This is a genomic window from Streptomyces sp. NPDC087270 (assembly GCF_044744625.1).
Lineage (GTDB): Bacteria > Actinomycetota > Actinomycetes > Streptomycetales > Streptomycetaceae > Actinacidiphila.
The window spans coordinates 682,948-697,343 of the sequence record NZ_JBIUYR010000002.1 but is presented as its reverse complement, the minus strand read 5'-3'; the positions used below and the strand labels follow the sequence as shown (position 1 = coordinate 697,343).

Here is a 14,396-nt window from a genome sequence, read left to right as displayed (position 1 = left end):
AGGCACGTCGAGGCACGGACGGACGACCCAAGGAGTGGGGGAGAGCACTGCCATGAGCACGGAAGAGCGCGGGCCGGAGGGCGTGGTGGCCGGCACCGGTTCCACCCAGGCGGGGCCGGGACCGGAGGCAGCTACGGCGGCGGCCGGGGCGGGCGGCGTGCAGTCGACCCCCTGCGAGGCGTGCGGAGCCACCGTCGAGTTCTCGCCGGGCGCGGGCGCGCTCAAGTGCCCGTACTGCGGCCACGAGCGGGCGTTGGCGGAGCTGCCGCGCCAGGTCCGCGAGCACCCCATCGCGGAGCTCGCGACGCTGCGGGACAAGCCGCGCGCCGCGGTGCTGGGCGAGGCGCGGGCGTTCGTCTGCCCGGGGTGCGGCGCCCGTACCGAGACCGACGACCTGTCGGCGCGCTGCCAGTTCTGCGCGACCCCCCTGGTCGCCGACGCCGAACTGACCGAGCGGGTGGTGCCCGAGGCGGTCGTCCCGTTCGGCCTGGACCGCAGGGCCGCCCGGGACCGGCTGAGCACCTGGACGTCCTCGCGCTGGTTCGCGCCGAGCAGCCTGAAGAAGGTCACCGAGGCGGAGACGTTCAAGGGCAGCTACCTGCCGCACTGGACGTACGACGCGGCGACCACCTCGCACTACCAGGGCCAGCGCGGCGAGCACTACTACACCACCGAGACCTACACCACGACGGAGAACGGGGAGCAGGTCACCCGCACCCGCCAGGTCCAGCACACCCGCTGGCACCACGCCTCCGGCACCGTGGCCCGCGCCTTCGACGACATCCTGGTGGCCGGCACCAGCCATGTGAAGTCCAAGCAGCTGGACAAGCTCACCCCGTGGCCGCTGGAGGAGGCGCGCCCCTACCAGCCGGAGTACCTGGCCGGCTTCCAGACGGTGCGCTACGACGTCGAGCCCGAACAGGGCCTGGAGACGGCGAAGCAGCGGATGGCGGGCGTGATCGAGGGGGACTGCCGCGCCGACATCGGCGGCGACGAGCAGCGGGTCACCTCGGTGAACACCCGGTACGACGACGTGACGTTCAAGCTGATGCTGCTGCCGGTGTGGTTCCTGACGTACCTGCACGCGGGCAAGAGCTGGCAGGTCATGGTGAACGCCCGCACCGGCGAGGTGATCGGCGAACGCCCGTACAGCGCCGCGAAGATCACGGCGGCGATCGCGGCACTGGCGGTGGTGATCGCGGTGATCGTGGCGGTGGTGATGGCCAAGTGAGGCCGCCGGGACGGGGGTTGCGGGGTTGCGGGGGTTGACCCGCCAGGGGCCCGGCATCCGGCCGCGTACGGACGCGTGAACGCAGGACCGGCCCGGGCCCGTGTGACGGGCGCCGGGCCGGACGTGGAGGCCGCGACCGGATTCGAACCGGTGTAGCTCGCTTTGCAGACGAGTCCCTGACCACTCGGGCACGCGGCCGCGTGCTCTCGCTGCTATGACCATGCCGGTCCGCGGTACGCGCGGTCAACGGTCCGGCCCACCCCGCAACACGACTGCCACACGGCGTTCACGGCCGGCCGCGCGCCCCACCCGCCGCGCGCCCGGCGCCCGCCGCACGTTCCGGCGCGCGGCCTAGGTCCATCGGCTGATCCGATTAACGCCTACGGGTAGGGGCGCGCACTGCCCGGCGACCCTTACCCTGGCCGGATGGCACCGACACGACCGACCACGCGCACCCGCCACGGACGGCGCGGTGCCACCGCGGGGAAAGCCGCTGCGGGCACGACCGTTCAGGCCGGCGCCGCGCCGGACGGCATCGCTCCGGGCAGCGCGCACGGCGCGGGGACCCTTCCGGACCAGGCCGCCGCACGGGACCTGGCGCAGATGCCGGCGACCGACGGCGGCGTGCTGTCCCGCCCGTACCGCGCGCTCACCTTCGGCATCGTCTCCGTGGTGCTGATGATCGCCTTCGAGGCGACCGCCGTGAGCACCGCGATGCCGGTCGCCGCCCGGGAACTGCACGGCGTCGGGCTGTACGCGTTCGCGTTCTCCGGCTACTTCACCACCTCGCTGCTCGCCATGGTGGTGAGCGGCCAGTGGTGCGACCGCGGCGGCCCGCTGGCGCCGCTGGCCACCGGCATCGCCGGGTTCGGCGCCGGCCTGGTGGTCAGCGGCACCGCCCAGTCGATGGGCGTGTTCGTGCTGGGCCGGGCGGTGCAGGGGCTCGGCGGCGGCCTGGTGATCGTGGCGCTGTACGTGGTGGTGGGTCGGGCCTATCCGGAGCGGCTGCGGCCCGCGGTGATGGCCGCGTTCTCCGCGTCCTGGGTGGTGCCCTCGATCGTCGGGCCGCTGGTGTCCGGCACCGTCACCCAGCACCTCGGCTGGCGCTGGGTGTTCCTGGCGATCCCGGTGCTGGTGGTGCTGCCGCTGGCCGTGATGCTGCCGGCGCTGCGCCGGGCCACCCGGGAGGCCGCGGCGGCGCAGCGCGGGCAGAGTTCCGCCGCGCGGCCGGCGGGCCGGCGGATCTGGTGGGCGGGGGCGCTCGCGTGCGGCGCCGCGCTGCTCCAGTACGCCGGGCAGGACCTGCGGCCGCTGTCCGTGCTGCCGGCGGTGGCCGGCGCGGGGCTGCTGGTGCCGGCCGCGCTGCGGCTGCTGCCGCGGGGCACGTTCCGGGCCGTACGGGGGCTGCCGACGGTGGTGCTGATGCGCGGCATCGCGGCGGGATCGTTCTTCGCCGCGGAGAGCTTCGTGCCGCTGATGCTGGTCACCCAGCGCGGCCTGTCCCCGACGCTGGCCGGCCTCTCGCTGTCGGGCGGCGGGCTGACCTGGGCGCTCGGCTCCTACCTTCAGTCCAGGCCGCGGCTGGAGCCGTTCCGGGAGCGGCTGGCGCAGGCCGGCATGGCGCTGACCGCGGCCGCCATCGGCACGCTGCCGTTCGTGCTGATCCACTCGGTGCCGCCGTGGATCGTGGCGGTGGCCTGGTGCGCGGGCGGCCTCGGCATGGGGCTGACCATCTCCGTGCTGAGCGTGCTGATGCTGCGGCTGTCCCCGCCGGCCGAGGCGGGCACCAACTCCGCGGCCCTCCAGGTCGCCGACTCGCTCTCCAACGTGCTGATCGTGGGCGGCGCCGGCACCGTCTTCACCGCGCTCGGCGGCGGCTCGGTCGGCGCGGCCACCGGTGCCGCGGTCGCGGGCGCCACCACCGGGCACCCGGCCGCGTTCGCCGCGGTGTTCGTGCCGACGGCGGCGATCGCGCTGGCCGGCACGCTGGTCGCGGCGCGGCTGCGCACCAGGCCGGCCCGCGACTGAACCCAGGGAGGGCCGCGGGCGCGCGAGCGGGGTCCCGGGCTGGAACTCCCGGGTCCGCACAACGGGGCCCGAACTTCCGGCTTCCGGGTTCCGGGTTCCGGGCCTCGGGTCCGGGCCTTGGGTTCCGGGCCTCGGGTTCCGGCTAGGAGACGGCCACTTCGAGCGTGTAGTGCACCATCCCGTCCAGTGCGAGCCGTCCGTCGCGGTAGGCCATGCCGGCCGGCAGGGAGCAGGGCAGTTCGAGGGCGCTCACCGCGTGCGGCAGCGTGCAGTCGAGCACGTGCGCGGCGGTGTGGCTGTGCCCGACGACCCGGGCCGTGCCGTCGTGGAGGTGGACGATGTAGTCGTTCAGGCCACCGGTGGACCCGCTCCCGCCGCTCCCGCCGACCGCGTCGACGTAGACCCCGTCGGCGCCGTCCCCGGCCAGTGACTGCACGGTGAGCCGGTCGGGGTCGCCGGGCAGGCCGGCAATCCTCTTCGGGATCGGGACCGGCGCGGACGCGCCGGACGGGGTGACCCGGGTGATGCGGTGGGAGAGGCCGGCGACGTGGTCGGCCGCGGCCACGAAGTACACGTCACCCGCGGCGTCGGCGGTGGGCCGTACGGCGTCGGTGTCGGTGTCGGTGTTGAGGTAGGCACTGGCGACGGGGGTGTCCAGCACCTTGGTCGCGGTGCCGTCCTTGACGGCGTAGACGGCGGTGAAGTCCTGGACGAGCAGGGCGCCGTCCGGCCGCGTGCCCAGCGGCCGGGCCACGCCGACGAACGCGGTGGAGCCGGCGGGGAGGGTCGAGCCCGTCGCGTCGGTCGACCCGGCGGGGCCCGCGGCGCCCGTCGCGCCGGAGTCCCCGCCGGTGCCGCCGGTGCCGCTCGTACCGCCCGTGCCGGCGCCGTCGTCGCCCTTCCCGCCCTTCCCCTTCTTCTTCCCGGGCGCCGGGTCCGGGCTGCCCGCCAGCGTCGACGCCTTGCCGTGCGTGTCGATCCGCAGCACCCCGCCCCGCACGCCGACCGCGACGGTGCCGTCGCGGAGCACCGCGAGCCCGCCGGTGGCGTACGCGCCGGCCCGCCACACCCGGGACACCTTGCGGTCGGGCGAGACCCTGAACAGGTCGGTGCGCAGCACGTAGAGGGAGCCGTCGGGAGCGAAGGCCATGCCGTCGTCGGCGCGGATCGTGTTGAGGTCGAGACCGGAGCCGGCCTGGTCGGCGGTGAGCAGGATCGACGCCTGGCCGGCGCGCGGCGGCACGTACGGGGTGCCCTTGTCGCGCCGCTCGTACTTGACCAGCGCCACCACCCCCGCCAGCACCAGCAGCACCGCCAGCGCCACCACGCCGGCCCGCGCCCGCCCGCCGCGTCCGGTCATGCCGATTCCCATCCCGCCCCCCGGGTTCGCCGCCGTCCCCTCGCGGCCCCACACCGCGCTGTCAGGCAGTCTGCCGCACCGGAGACGCAACCCGCGCCGTCCTTTCGCCGCACTGTGAGGTGGGTCGCACCGGGGCGGCGCGCTCGCGCCGCCGCGGGATGGCCGCCGTGCCGCCCGGTAGGCTGAGGCGGTTTTCGTACCGAACCGACCCGCGCGCGGCCGCCCGCGCCGACAACCCCCTTACGGAGACCGTGACTACCGCCGCCTCGCACCCCCATTCCCACCACCTGTCGCCCGCCTTCCCCGGGAGGGCCCCCTGGGGCACGGCGAACAAGCTGCGGGCCTGGCAGCAGGGCGCCATCGACGCCTACGTGGCGGCGCAGCCGCGGGACTTCCTCGCGGTGGCGACGCCCGGCGCCGGGAAGACCACCTTCGCGCTCAGCCTGGCGTCGTACCTGCTCCACAACCACATGGTGCAGCAGATCACCGTGGTCGCCCCGACCGAGCACCTCAAGACGCAGTGGGCGGACGCCGCGGCGCGGATAGGGATCAAGCTCGACCCCGACTACAGCGCGGGCCCGGTCGGACGCGAGTTCCACGGCGTCGCGGTGACGTACGCGGGCGTCGGGGTGCGGCCGATGCTGCACCGCAACCGCTGCGAGCAGCGCAAGACCCTGGTGATCCTCGACGAGATCCACCACGCCGGCGACAGCAAGTCCTGGGGCGAGGCGTGCCTGGAGGCGTTCGAGCCGGCCACCCGCCGCCTCGCGCTGACCGGCACCCCGTTCCGCTCCGACACCAACCCGATCCCGTTCGTGGTCTACGAGGAGGGCAACGACGGCATCCGCCGCTCCTCCGCCGACTACACCTACGGGTACGGCAACGCGCTCGCCGACGGCGTGGTCCGCCCGGTGATCTTCCTCAGCTACTCCGGCACGATGCGCTGGCGCACCCGGGCCGGCGACGAGCTGTCCGCGCGGCTGGGCGAGCCGATGACCAAGGACGCCACCGGCCAGGCGTGGCGTACCGCGCTCGCGCCCACCGGCGAGTGGATTCCCAACGTGCTCAAGAGCGCCGACCAGCGCCTGACCGAGGTCCGCAAGGGCATCCCGGACGCGGGCGGCCTGGTGATCGCCACCGACCAGGACTCGGCCCGTGCCTACGCCAAGCTGCTCAAGGAGCTGACCGGGCACAAGCCGACCGTGGTGCTCTCCGACGACACCGGCGCCTCCAAGCGGATCGAGGAGTTCGCCGCGTCCGAGGACCGCTGGATGGTCGCGGTGCGGATGGTCTCCGAGGGCGTCGACGTGCCCCGCCTGGCGGTCGGCGTCTACGCCACCACCATCTCCACCCCGCTGTTCTTCGCGCAGGCGGTGGGCCGCTTCGTACGGTCCCGGCGGCGCGGCGAGACGGCGTCGGTGTTCGTGCCGACCATCCCGATGCTGCTGGAGTTCGCCAACGAGATGGAGGTCGAGCGCGACCACGTGCTCGACAAGCCGAAGAAGGGCGGCGAGGAGGACCCGTTCGCCGAGGAGGACCAGCTGCTCGCCGACGCCGAGAAGGCCGACGACGAGGCGACCGACGACGACCTGCTGCCGTTCGAGGCGCTGGAGTCCGACGCGGTCTTCGACCGGGTGCTCTACGACGGCGCCGAGTTCGGCATGCAGGCGCACCCGGGCAGCGAGGAGGAGCAGGACTACCTCGGCATCCCCGGGCTGCTGGAGCCGGACCAGGTGCAGATACTGCTCCAACGGCGGCAGGCCCGGCAGATCTCGCACAGCCGGAAGAAACCGGACGAAGAGGCCGATCTGCTCGAACTGCCCGCCGAGCGGCGGCCGATCGTCACCCATCGCCAGCTTCTCGAACTGCGCAAACAGCTCAACACCCTGGTGGGTGCGTATCACCACCAGAGCGGCAAACCGCACGGCGTCGTGCACAACGAGTTGCGCCGGGTTTGCGGTGGTCCGCCCAGTGCCGAGGCGAGCGCCGGGCAGCTCGCCGAGCGCATCAAAAAGGTGCAGGAGTGGGCGACCCGAATGCGGTGATCTCCGCCGGATTGTAGGTGATCGGCACCGGGATGAACCCCAAAGTCCGGTCAAGGGAGCGCCCGGATTGTGGACGACCCCTTCCGCTGAGCGGTACTCGCTCGCTACGGTGCCGGTCACGCACGCGCCGTGGCAGTGCAGCCGCGGAGCGCAGCCGGGTAACGAACCGACCGGCGGCCTCTCCGCGCACTGCCGCGGGACCGGCAGTGCGCACCCCGATGGCGGGGGTGGTGAGATGCGCCGCCGATTTCACGAGGAGGGGGCGTCGTGACCGCGGAGACGTCTCAAACGCTCGACCGGGGCCTACGGGTTCTCAAACTGCTCGCCGACACCGACCACGGTCTGACCGTGACGGAACTGGCCGCCAAACTCGGCGTGAACCGCACGGTGGTGTACCGCCTGCTGGCCACGCTGGAGCAGCACTCGCTGGTCCGCAGGGACCTCGGTGGGCGGGCCAGAGTGGGGCTCGGGGTGCTGGGTCTCGCCCATCAGGTGCATCCGCTGCTGCGGGAGGCCGCGCTGCCCGCGCTGCGGGCGCTGGCGGAGGACATCGGGGCGACCGCTCATCTGACCCTCGTCGACGGCACGGAGGCGCTCGCCGTCGCCGTGGTCGAGCCCACCTGGACCGACTACCACGTGGCCTATCGGACCGGCTTCCGGCACCCGTTGGACCGCGGCGCCGCCGGGCGGGCGATCCTCGCCGGCCGCGGGATGCAGCCCACCGCGGACGGGGGTGGCTGGGAGCGGGCCGAGAGCGAGGAGTTCGCGGGGTTCGCGGCGAGGTCGGTCGGCGCGGTGGATCATCCGGTCGACGGGACCGACCGCGTCATCGGGGTCGGCGGGGCGTTCGGGCAGGCCCGCTACGTCATCACCTCCGGCGAGTTGGAGGCCGGTGCCGCCGGCGCCGCCGCCCCCCTTCTCGGGGTGCCCGGTATCGAGGGCAGCGTCGGTGTTGTCATGCTCGCGGAATCCGTCCCGGAACGGGTGGGTATGCGCGTGGTCGAGGCCGCGACGGAAGTGTCCGAGGCTTTGCGCTGACCCTGCGGGGTGCCTGGCCCGGCTGGGGAGACCCCCGCGCCCTTGGGGGTTGCGGTCCTTCCGCGGAAGGAGCCGCACATACGCAGGGGCGCGGGGAACCGCGCGAGCAACCACCGTGCACCGCAAGGTGAAGGCGCCACCGCAAGGGGCACCCACCAAGGGGCGCGGGGAACCGCGCGACCAGCCACCCGCGCACCGCAAGGTCCGGGCACATCCGCAGGCGGGCGGCCCGGGCGGACCCGTTAAGCTCGGCGCATGCCTGCCGTATCCCGCCGCACCCTGACCCTCGCCGTGTGCGGCGCGATCGTGGTCGCGCTGCTGGCCGTCGCCGCCCTCGCCCCCCTCCCCATGTCCATCGTGGTGCCCGGGCTGACGGCGAACGTGCTGGGCGCCGACAAGGGCACCCCGGTGATCACGGTGAGCGGAGCGAAAACGCGGCCGACCAGCGGCCAGCTCCGCCTGGTGACCGTGGCGGCCACGGCCCCGAACGCCTCGGTGCACTTCTCGGACGTCGCGAAGGCGTGGTTCAGCTCGGACAAGGCCGCGATGCCGCGCGACTCGGTCTACCCCAGCGGCAACTCGGTCGCGGAGATCCAGAAGGCCAACGAGAAGGAGATGACCGACTCCCAGCAGGACGCCACCACCGCCGCCCTGAAGCACCTGGGCCTGTCACCGTCGAAGGTGAAGGTCACGCTGCGCCTGGCCGACGTGGGCGGCCCGAGCGCCGGTCTGCTCTTCACCCTCGGCATCATCGACAAGGTCGACGGCGACGGCCACGGCGGCGACCTGACCGGCGGCCGGGTGATCGCCGGCACCGGCACCATCGACGGCTCCGGCAAGGTCGGCGCGGTCGGCGGCGTGCCGTTGAAGGAGAAGGCCGCCGTCCGGGACGGCGCCACCGTCTTCATCGTGCCGCGCGGCGAGTGCTCCGACGCCAAGGCCGCGCTGCCCGGCGGCCTCAAGCTGATCCCCGTCACGACCCTGGACAACGCGCTGTCCGCGCTGTCCGCCCTGCGCGCCGGCCAGAAGACCCCCACCTGCTGACAGCGGGCCCGCCCGGGCCGGTACGGCTCCGGACGGGCCCGCGGCCCCGGACGAGCGGGACGAGTGCCCCCTACGCCTTCCTGACGTCTCCCTACGCCCCCGCGCCGACCGGCTGCCGCGCTTCCTCGGTGGCCAGGTCCCCGGCCGTGTCCCAGGCCCGGAAGGCGGGCAGGACGAACGGGCTCAGCGTGGTCACCAGGTAGATCGCGCTGACCGTCACCATCCCGGTGCGCAGCCCGGCGTACTGCACGATGTACCCGCCGAGCAGGCCGCCCAGCGGCACCGCGACCAGCACGCCCGAGGTCACCGCGCCGAAGACCCGGCTGCGCAGCCGCTCGGGGATCAGCCGCACCATCTCGGTGCCGATGATCGGGTTGAGCACCCCGGCGCCCAGCCCGCACACCGCGGAGACGATCAGCAGCGGCGTCAGTCCGGGGAGGAACGCGGCCACCGCCGTGCGCGGGAAGCCGCAGACCAGGAAGCCGCCGATGAACAGGGCGCGTTGCGAGAACCGGTGCCCGATCGCCCCGAACAGCAGCGACCCGGTGAGCGCGGTCGCGGCGAAGACGCCGGAGACCATCCCGATGCCGACCGATCCGCCCAGGTGCTCGCGCGCCTCCACCGGCAGCAGCACCGACGACCACGCCTGGTCCAGCGCGTTGGTCACCATCACCATCGCCACCACCGAGAACAGCAGCCGGGCACGGACCAGGTAGCGGTACCCCTCGGCGAGTTCGGCCCGGTACGCGGCGAGCGCCGACCCCTTGCCGCCCTTGTCGGCCTTGGCGGGCTTCGGCGCCGCGGTCCGCTCCGACCGCCGGGTCCGCTCGTGCACGCCCAGGCCGATCAGCAGCGCGGACACCGCGAAGGTGCCGGCGTCCAGCACCAGGACGTTCGCCGCGCCTATTCCCGCGATCAGCACACCCGCCAGCGGCGCGCCCAGCATCCGCGCCCCGCGCGAGGCGCCCTCGTATCCGCTCGACGCCCGCGCCACCGTGGTGCCCGCGCGTTCGGCCAGCCGCGGCATCAGCACCTCGCGGGCGGTCTCGCCGGGGGAGTGGAACAGGCCGCTGACGGCTACCAGGACCAGCAGCAGGCCGTACGTCAGGTGCCCGGTCGCGTGCAGCACGGGTACCGCGACCACCGCCAGCGCGCACACCCCGTCGGAGACGACGCTGGTCACGGTGTAGCCGAGCCGGTCGATCAGCGGGCCGCCCAGCAGCGCCGCCAGGATCACCGGCACCGTCGAGGCGAAGGCGACCAGTCCGGCGCGGGCCGGGCTGCCGGTGGTGGAGAGCACGAACCACGGGATGGCGACCAGCGTGAGCATGTTGCCCGCGACGGAGACGACGTTGGCGGTGAGCAGCAGCAGGAGCGGGCGGCGGTCCCTGGGACGAACCGGCGTCCCGGGAGCGGTCGGCGAGCCGGAAGCGGGCATGGCTGATGAACTCATGGCGGGTCCCCCCGTGAGTGCGATGAGCGGTATGGGCGTTGCGGTGCGGGTGGCGCCGGTTCTACGGTGCCCGGTCGGTCAGGAGATCGGGTGGTGCGGCCTGCTCAGTCGACGCGGCGCGGGAAAGCATGAAAGTGGATGCGGACGCTCGCCGAGCCGTCGGCCGCGGGGCTGCGCGGGTGCTCGTCCTCGGGCGGCTCCGGCACCCGGTCGCGGTAGGACCCGATCAGCTCCTCCACCCGCTGGCTCAGCTCCGTGGCCAGTTCATGGGTCAGCCGCAGGGTGAAGCTGCTCAGGTTCCCCGACTCCCGCCAGGGCTCGGGCCATTCGTCCGAGGTGCCGAGCCAGCCGGTGAGCTGCTCCGCGTGCTCCACGGCGATCTGGTGCATGAACGAGCGCATCGCGCCGCGCACTTCGGGGTCCGGGTGGGCGAGGAAGTCCTCGGTGCTGTCGAACCGGGTGCCCCGGTGCACCGCCTTCCACCACCGCTCGCGGCCGGTGCCGCGCTTCGGGTCGTCCTCCACGAAGCCGTGCGCGGCGAGTTGCCGCAGGTGGTAGCTGGTGGCCCCGCTGGACTCGCCGAGCCGGTCGCCGAGCCCGGAGGCGGTGGCGGGACCGTACTCGCGCAGCGCGGCCATGATCCGCATCCGCAGCGGGTGGGCGAGGGCGCGCAGGGCGCGCGGGTCCATGACGCGGACCTCGTCGGCGGGGGCTTGGTGGCGGATCTCGTCCGCGGGCTTCTTGGGCACGTCCCTACCGTAGGGGAGTGCAAAGAACCTTTGCAAGACTCTTTTGCAAAAATTCTTTGCATCCTCGGCCGGGCCCGGCCGGCCCGTGCCGTCCCGCCCCGGTTCACCCCTCCTTGATGAAGCCCTCCTTGACCAGCCAGTCCTTCGCCACGTCGTGCGGGTCCTGGCCGTCCACGTCCACCTTCGCGTTGAGCTGCTGCGCGACCGCGGTGTCGAGCTTGGCGCTGACCGGGTCGAGCAGCTTCGCGATCACCGGGTGCTTGCGGAACGCCTTGGAGTAGATCACCGGCGCCGCGTTGTAGTTGGGGAAGAAGTTCCGGTCGTCCTTCATCACCGTCAGGTTCATGGACTTGATCCGGCCGTCGGTGGTGTACACCTCGCCCAGCAGGCAGGAGTTGCTCTTGTTGATCTGGGTGTAGATGATCCCGGCATCCATCTTCTGGATGTTCCCCGACGGCAGGTTCATGCCGTACGCCTTCTCCATGCCCACCAGCCCGTCCTGCCGGGAGGCGAACTCGTTCTCCACGCAGAGCGTGACGGCCTTGGGGTCCTTGCGGGCCAGCACGGCCACCTCGGAGAGCGTCCTGAGGTGGTACTTCGCCTCGTTCTTCGCGCTGATCGCCAGCGAGTAGGTGTTGTCGAGGGTGGACGGCGGCAGCCAGGTCAGGCCGTTCTTCAGGTCCTCGTCGTGCACCGCCTGCCACTGCGCGTGCGGGTTCTTGATCGGGGTGGTGTGCCCGAGGTACGTGATCCAGGCGGTGCCGGTGTACTCGTACATCGCGTCGGCCTGGCCGGACTTGACCGCCTCGCGGGCGCCGATCGACCCGGTGATGTTGGTGCGGTCCAGCACGGAGGCGCCGGCCGCCTTGAAGACCAGGCCGATCATCTCGCCGAGGATGATGTTCTCGCTGAAGTTCTTCGACGTGACGGTGAGCGAGGCGCCCTTGAGCGGTTTGCCGCGGCCGAGCGTGCCCGGCTGCACGTTGTCCACCAGCGGGCTGCCACTGGTCAGGCCGCACGAGGAGAGCACGGCGAGCGCGGCCAGCGCGGTGAGGGCCGCGGTCCCGGCGAGCAGCGTCCGCCGGCCCGGCGCCGTCCGCCGGCTCGCCGTACGTCCGCCGCGCCGCCCGGCGGTCGCGGTCCGGCCCGTGCCCCCGGCCCCTCGCCCGCCCCCGGCCCCTCGCCCGCCGCCGGCCCGCCTCACGCCTCCGCCCCCAGCCCGCGCGGCCGCAGCAGCGCCTCCGCGATCGCGGCGAGCCAGTCCACGAACAGCGCCAGCGCCACCGTCAGGATCGAGCCGAGGATCAGCACCGGCATGCGCTGGTTGACGATCCCCGACGTGATCAGGTCCCCGAGCCCGCCGCCGCCCCCGAAGGTGGCCAGCGTCGCGGTGCCGACGTTGAGCACCAGCGCGGTGCGCACCCCGGCCAGGATCAGCGGTACCGCCAGCGGCAGTTCGACCCGGGCCAGCACCCCCGGCGCCGACATCCCGATGCCGCGGGCGGCCTCCACCATCGTCGGGTCGATCGCCCGCAGCCCGGCGACCGTGTTCGACAGCACCGGCAGCACCGCGTAGGCGACGATGCCGATGATCGCGGTCCGCGCGCCGATGCCCAGCCAGATCACCAGCAGCGCCAGCAGCCCGATCGCCGGGGTGGCCTGGCCGATGTTGGCCAGCGCGGTGAACACCGGTGCGACCGGCCGCAGCCGGCGCCGGGTCAGCGCGATGCCCAGCGGGATCGCGATCAGCAGGACCCAGAAGGTGGAGATCGCGGTGAGCCGGATGTGCTGCCACAGCCGCAGTTGCACGTTGCCGTTGTCGAGCGAGTTGTGCTCGATCGCGTCCAGGTGGATGTTGGTGATCCACAGGTAGGTGGCGACCAGCGCGATCACCAGGACGGCCGGGCGGAACACCAGCATCCGCCAGGTCACCTTGCGGGCGGGCCGGCGCGACCGCCCGCCCCCGCCGCCGTCCGCGCCCTCCCCGCCGTCGCCCCCGGCTCCGTCGATACCGGCGTCCGCGTCCGTGCCGCGCGGCCCGGGCCCGGCGGCCCCGCGCGCCTCGTCCCAACGGCTCGACCCGCCGCGCCCGCCGCGCCCGCCGCTCCCGACGCCCCCGCTCTGCTCGCCGGGGCGGACCCCGGTCATGACGGCGGCTCCGCGTCCGGGCCCGGCGACTGGCCGCCCTGCTCCTGCCGCGCCCTGACCTCCTCCAGGTCGTGCCGGTGCTCCATCGCGGTCAGCCGGTCCGCCTCCAGCATCTCGTGCACCGAGTTCATCAGGGTCTCCATGTCCACCACCCCGATGTACTCGCCGCGCCGCCCCGTCACCGCGACCCGCCCGCCGCTGTCGGTGAGCACCGCCTCCAGCGCGTCCCGCAGCGTCGCGTCCCGGGTCACCGTGTGCGTCACCAGCGTGCCGGAGCGGGCCAGCGAGCCCCGGGCGCGCATCAGGTCGCCGCGCCGCAGCCACTTGTACGGCCGCCGGCGGTGGTCCAGCAGCAGCAGTTCGTTGTGCTGGCTGGTGCGCAGCCGGTCGAAGATGGACTGCAACGGCTCGTCCACGGTCACCGCGGCGAAGTCGGCGATCTCCACGTCCCGCACCCGGGTCAGGTTCAGCCGCTTCAGCGCCGCGCCCGCGCCCACGAAGCCGGAGACGAACTCGTCGGCCGGGTTGGTGAGGATCGCCTCCGGGGTGTCGAACTGCGCGATGTGCGAGCGCTCGCGCAGCACCGCGATCCGGTCGCCCAGCTTGATCGCCTCGTCGAAGTCGTGCGTGACGAAGACGATGGTCTTGTGCAGCTCGTGCTGGAGCCGGATCAGCTCGTCCTGGAGGTGGTCGCGGGTGATCGGGTCCACCGCGCCGAACGGCTCGTCCATCAGCAGCACCGGCGGGTCGGCGGCCAGCGCCCGCGCCACGCCGACCCGTTGCTGCTGGCCGCCGGACAGCTGCCGCGGGTAGCGGCCGTGGAACTCCCGCGGGTCCAGGCCGACCAGGTCGAGCATCTCCTCCACCCGGTCCCGCACCCGGCTCTTGCCCCACCCGACCATCTTCGGCACCAGCGCGATGTTCTCGGCGACCGTCATGTGCGGGAAGAGCCCGGAGGACTGGATCGCGTAGCCGACCTTGCGGCGCAGCTTCACCGGGTCGATCCCGGTGACGTCCTCGTCGCCGATCCTGATCCGCCCGGACGACGGCTCGATCAGCCGGTTGATCATCTTCAGCGTGGTGGACTTGCCGCAGCCGGACGGCCCGACCAGGATCACCGTCTCGCCGGCCTTGATCTCCATGCTCACGCTCTCCACGGCGGGCCGCGGGTTGCCCGGATAGCGCTTGGTCAGGTTCTCCAGCACGATCGGGGCGCCCGACGCCAGTCCGCCGCCGGGTGCCTGTCCGCCGCCGAGCGCCCCGGCGCCCTCCAGGGCCCCGCCGCCGTCCTTCGCCCGTG

11 protein-coding genes and 1 tRNA gene are annotated in these 14,396 nt (G+C 73.4%); 5 read left to right on the top strand and 7 right to left on the bottom strand.

All coding sequences use genetic code 11. From position 1 onward, the window contains the following. The first annotated feature begins 52 nt into the window (after positions 1 to 52). Entirely contained in the window at positions 53 to 1,231 is a 1,179-nt protein-coding gene (locus ACIPAE_RS06485) for a hypothetical protein (protein WP_402443241.1), read from the top strand. A 124-nt stretch (positions 1,232 to 1,355) separates the two neighbouring features. Here ACIPAE_RS06485 and ACIPAE_RS06480 read toward each other — a convergent pair. Continuing rightward, positions 1,356 to 1,429, bottom strand: a tRNA-Cys gene (locus tag ACIPAE_RS06480). A gap of 405 nt (positions 1,430 to 1,834) precedes the next feature. Here ACIPAE_RS06480 and ACIPAE_RS06475 point away from each other — a divergent pair. Further along, entirely contained in the window at positions 1,835 to 3,259 is a 1,425-nt protein-coding gene (locus ACIPAE_RS06475; protein ID WP_329374261.1) for an MFS transporter, read from the top strand. Positions 3,260 to 3,401: 142 nt separating this feature from the next. Here ACIPAE_RS06475 and ACIPAE_RS06470 read toward each other — a convergent pair whose 3' ends face one another. Next, positions 3,402 to 4,619 (bottom strand): hypothetical protein, encoded by a 1,218-nt coding sequence (locus ACIPAE_RS06470; protein ID WP_366412948.1) that lies wholly within the window; start codon positions 4,617 to 4,619, stop codon positions 3,402 to 3,404. A 251-nt stretch (positions 4,620 to 4,870) separates the two neighbouring features. Between ACIPAE_RS06470 and ACIPAE_RS06465 the strand changes: the two genes are divergently transcribed. The 3 genes from ACIPAE_RS06465 (at position 4,871) to ACIPAE_RS06455 (ending at position 8,746) form a co-directional block, all read left to right on the top strand. After that, positions 4,871 to 6,664 carry a DEAD/DEAH box helicase gene (locus ACIPAE_RS06465; RefSeq protein ID WP_328464577.1) on the top strand — a complete coding sequence of 598 codons (1,794 nt, stop codon included), beginning with the start codon at positions 4,871 to 4,873 and terminating at the stop codon, positions 6,662 to 6,664. 267 nt (positions 6,665 to 6,931) lie between these two features. Then, a complete protein-coding gene (locus ACIPAE_RS06460) occupies positions 6,932 to 7,702 on the top strand; it encodes a helix-turn-helix domain-containing protein (RefSeq protein WP_328464575.1) in 771 nt (256 codons plus the stop codon). A 255-nt stretch (positions 7,703 to 7,957) separates the two neighbouring features. Then, positions 7,958 to 8,746 carry a hypothetical protein gene (locus tag ACIPAE_RS06455; protein WP_402443239.1) on the top strand — a complete coding sequence of 263 codons (789 nt, stop codon included), beginning with the start codon at positions 7,958 to 7,960 and terminating at the stop codon, positions 8,744 to 8,746. Between the two features lie 91 nt (positions 8,747 to 8,837). Here the strand turns inward: ACIPAE_RS06455 and ACIPAE_RS06450 are convergent, their stop codons facing one another. From ACIPAE_RS06450 to ACIPAE_RS06430, 5 genes are all read right to left on the bottom strand, one after another. Then, entirely contained in the window at positions 8,838 to 10,199 is a 1,362-nt protein-coding gene (locus tag ACIPAE_RS06450) for an MFS transporter (protein WP_402443237.1), read from the bottom strand. A 104-nt stretch (positions 10,200 to 10,303) separates the two neighbouring features. Continuing rightward, complete coding sequence (locus ACIPAE_RS06445) at positions 10,304 to 10,888, bottom strand: helix-turn-helix domain-containing protein (RefSeq protein WP_329374263.1); 585 nt, start codon at positions 10,886 to 10,888, stop codon at positions 10,304 to 10,306. A 163-nt stretch (positions 10,889 to 11,051) separates the two neighbouring features. Further along, positions 11,052 to 12,023 carry a glycine betaine ABC transporter substrate-binding protein gene (locus ACIPAE_RS06440; RefSeq protein ID WP_402443334.1) on the bottom strand — a complete coding sequence of 324 codons (972 nt, stop codon included), beginning with the start codon at positions 12,021 to 12,023 and terminating at the stop codon, positions 11,052 to 11,054. 125 nt (positions 12,024 to 12,148) lie between these two features. Next, positions 12,149 to 13,096 (bottom strand): ABC transporter permease, encoded by a 948-nt coding sequence (locus ACIPAE_RS06435; protein ID WP_402443235.1) that lies wholly within the window; start codon positions 13,094 to 13,096, stop codon positions 12,149 to 12,151. Beyond that, complete coding sequence (locus ACIPAE_RS06430; RefSeq protein ID WP_329374266.1) at positions 13,093 to 14,370, bottom strand: betaine/proline/choline family ABC transporter ATP-binding protein; 1,278 nt, start codon at positions 14,368 to 14,370, stop codon at positions 13,093 to 13,095. Before ACIPAE_RS06430 ends, ACIPAE_RS06435 begins: the two co-directional genes overlap by 4 nt. Positions 14,371 to 14,396: the final 26 nt, after the last annotated feature.

Excerpts from the sequence above, each read along its gene's own strand:
- ACIPAE_RS06470 (WP_366412948.1), bottom strand. The coding sequence starts at position 4,619 with ATGACCGGACGCGGCGGGCGGGCGCGGGCCGGCGTGGTGGCGCTGGCG.
- ACIPAE_RS06475 (WP_329374261.1), top strand. The coding sequence starts at position 1,835 with ATGCCGGCGACCGACGGCGGCGTGCTGTCCCGCCCGTACCGCGCGCTC.
- ACIPAE_RS06485 (WP_402443241.1), top strand. The coding sequence starts at position 53 with ATGAGCACGGAAGAGCGCGGGCCGGAGGGCGTGGTGGCCGGCACCGGT.
- ACIPAE_RS06455 (WP_402443239.1), top strand. The coding sequence starts at position 7,958 with ATGCCTGCCGTATCCCGCCGCACCCTGACCCTCGCCGTGTGCGGCGCG.
- ACIPAE_RS06450 (WP_402443237.1), bottom strand. The coding sequence starts at position 10,199 with ATGAGTTCATCAGCCATGCCCGCTTCCGGCTCGCCGACCGCTCCCGGG.
- ACIPAE_RS06445 (WP_329374263.1), bottom strand. The coding sequence starts at position 10,888 with ATGGACCCGCGCGCCCTGCGCGCCCTCGCCCACCCGCTGCGGATGCGG.
- ACIPAE_RS06435 (WP_402443235.1), bottom strand. The coding sequence starts at position 13,096 with ATGACCGGGGTCCGCCCCGGCGAGCAGAGCGGGGGCGTCGGGAGCGGC.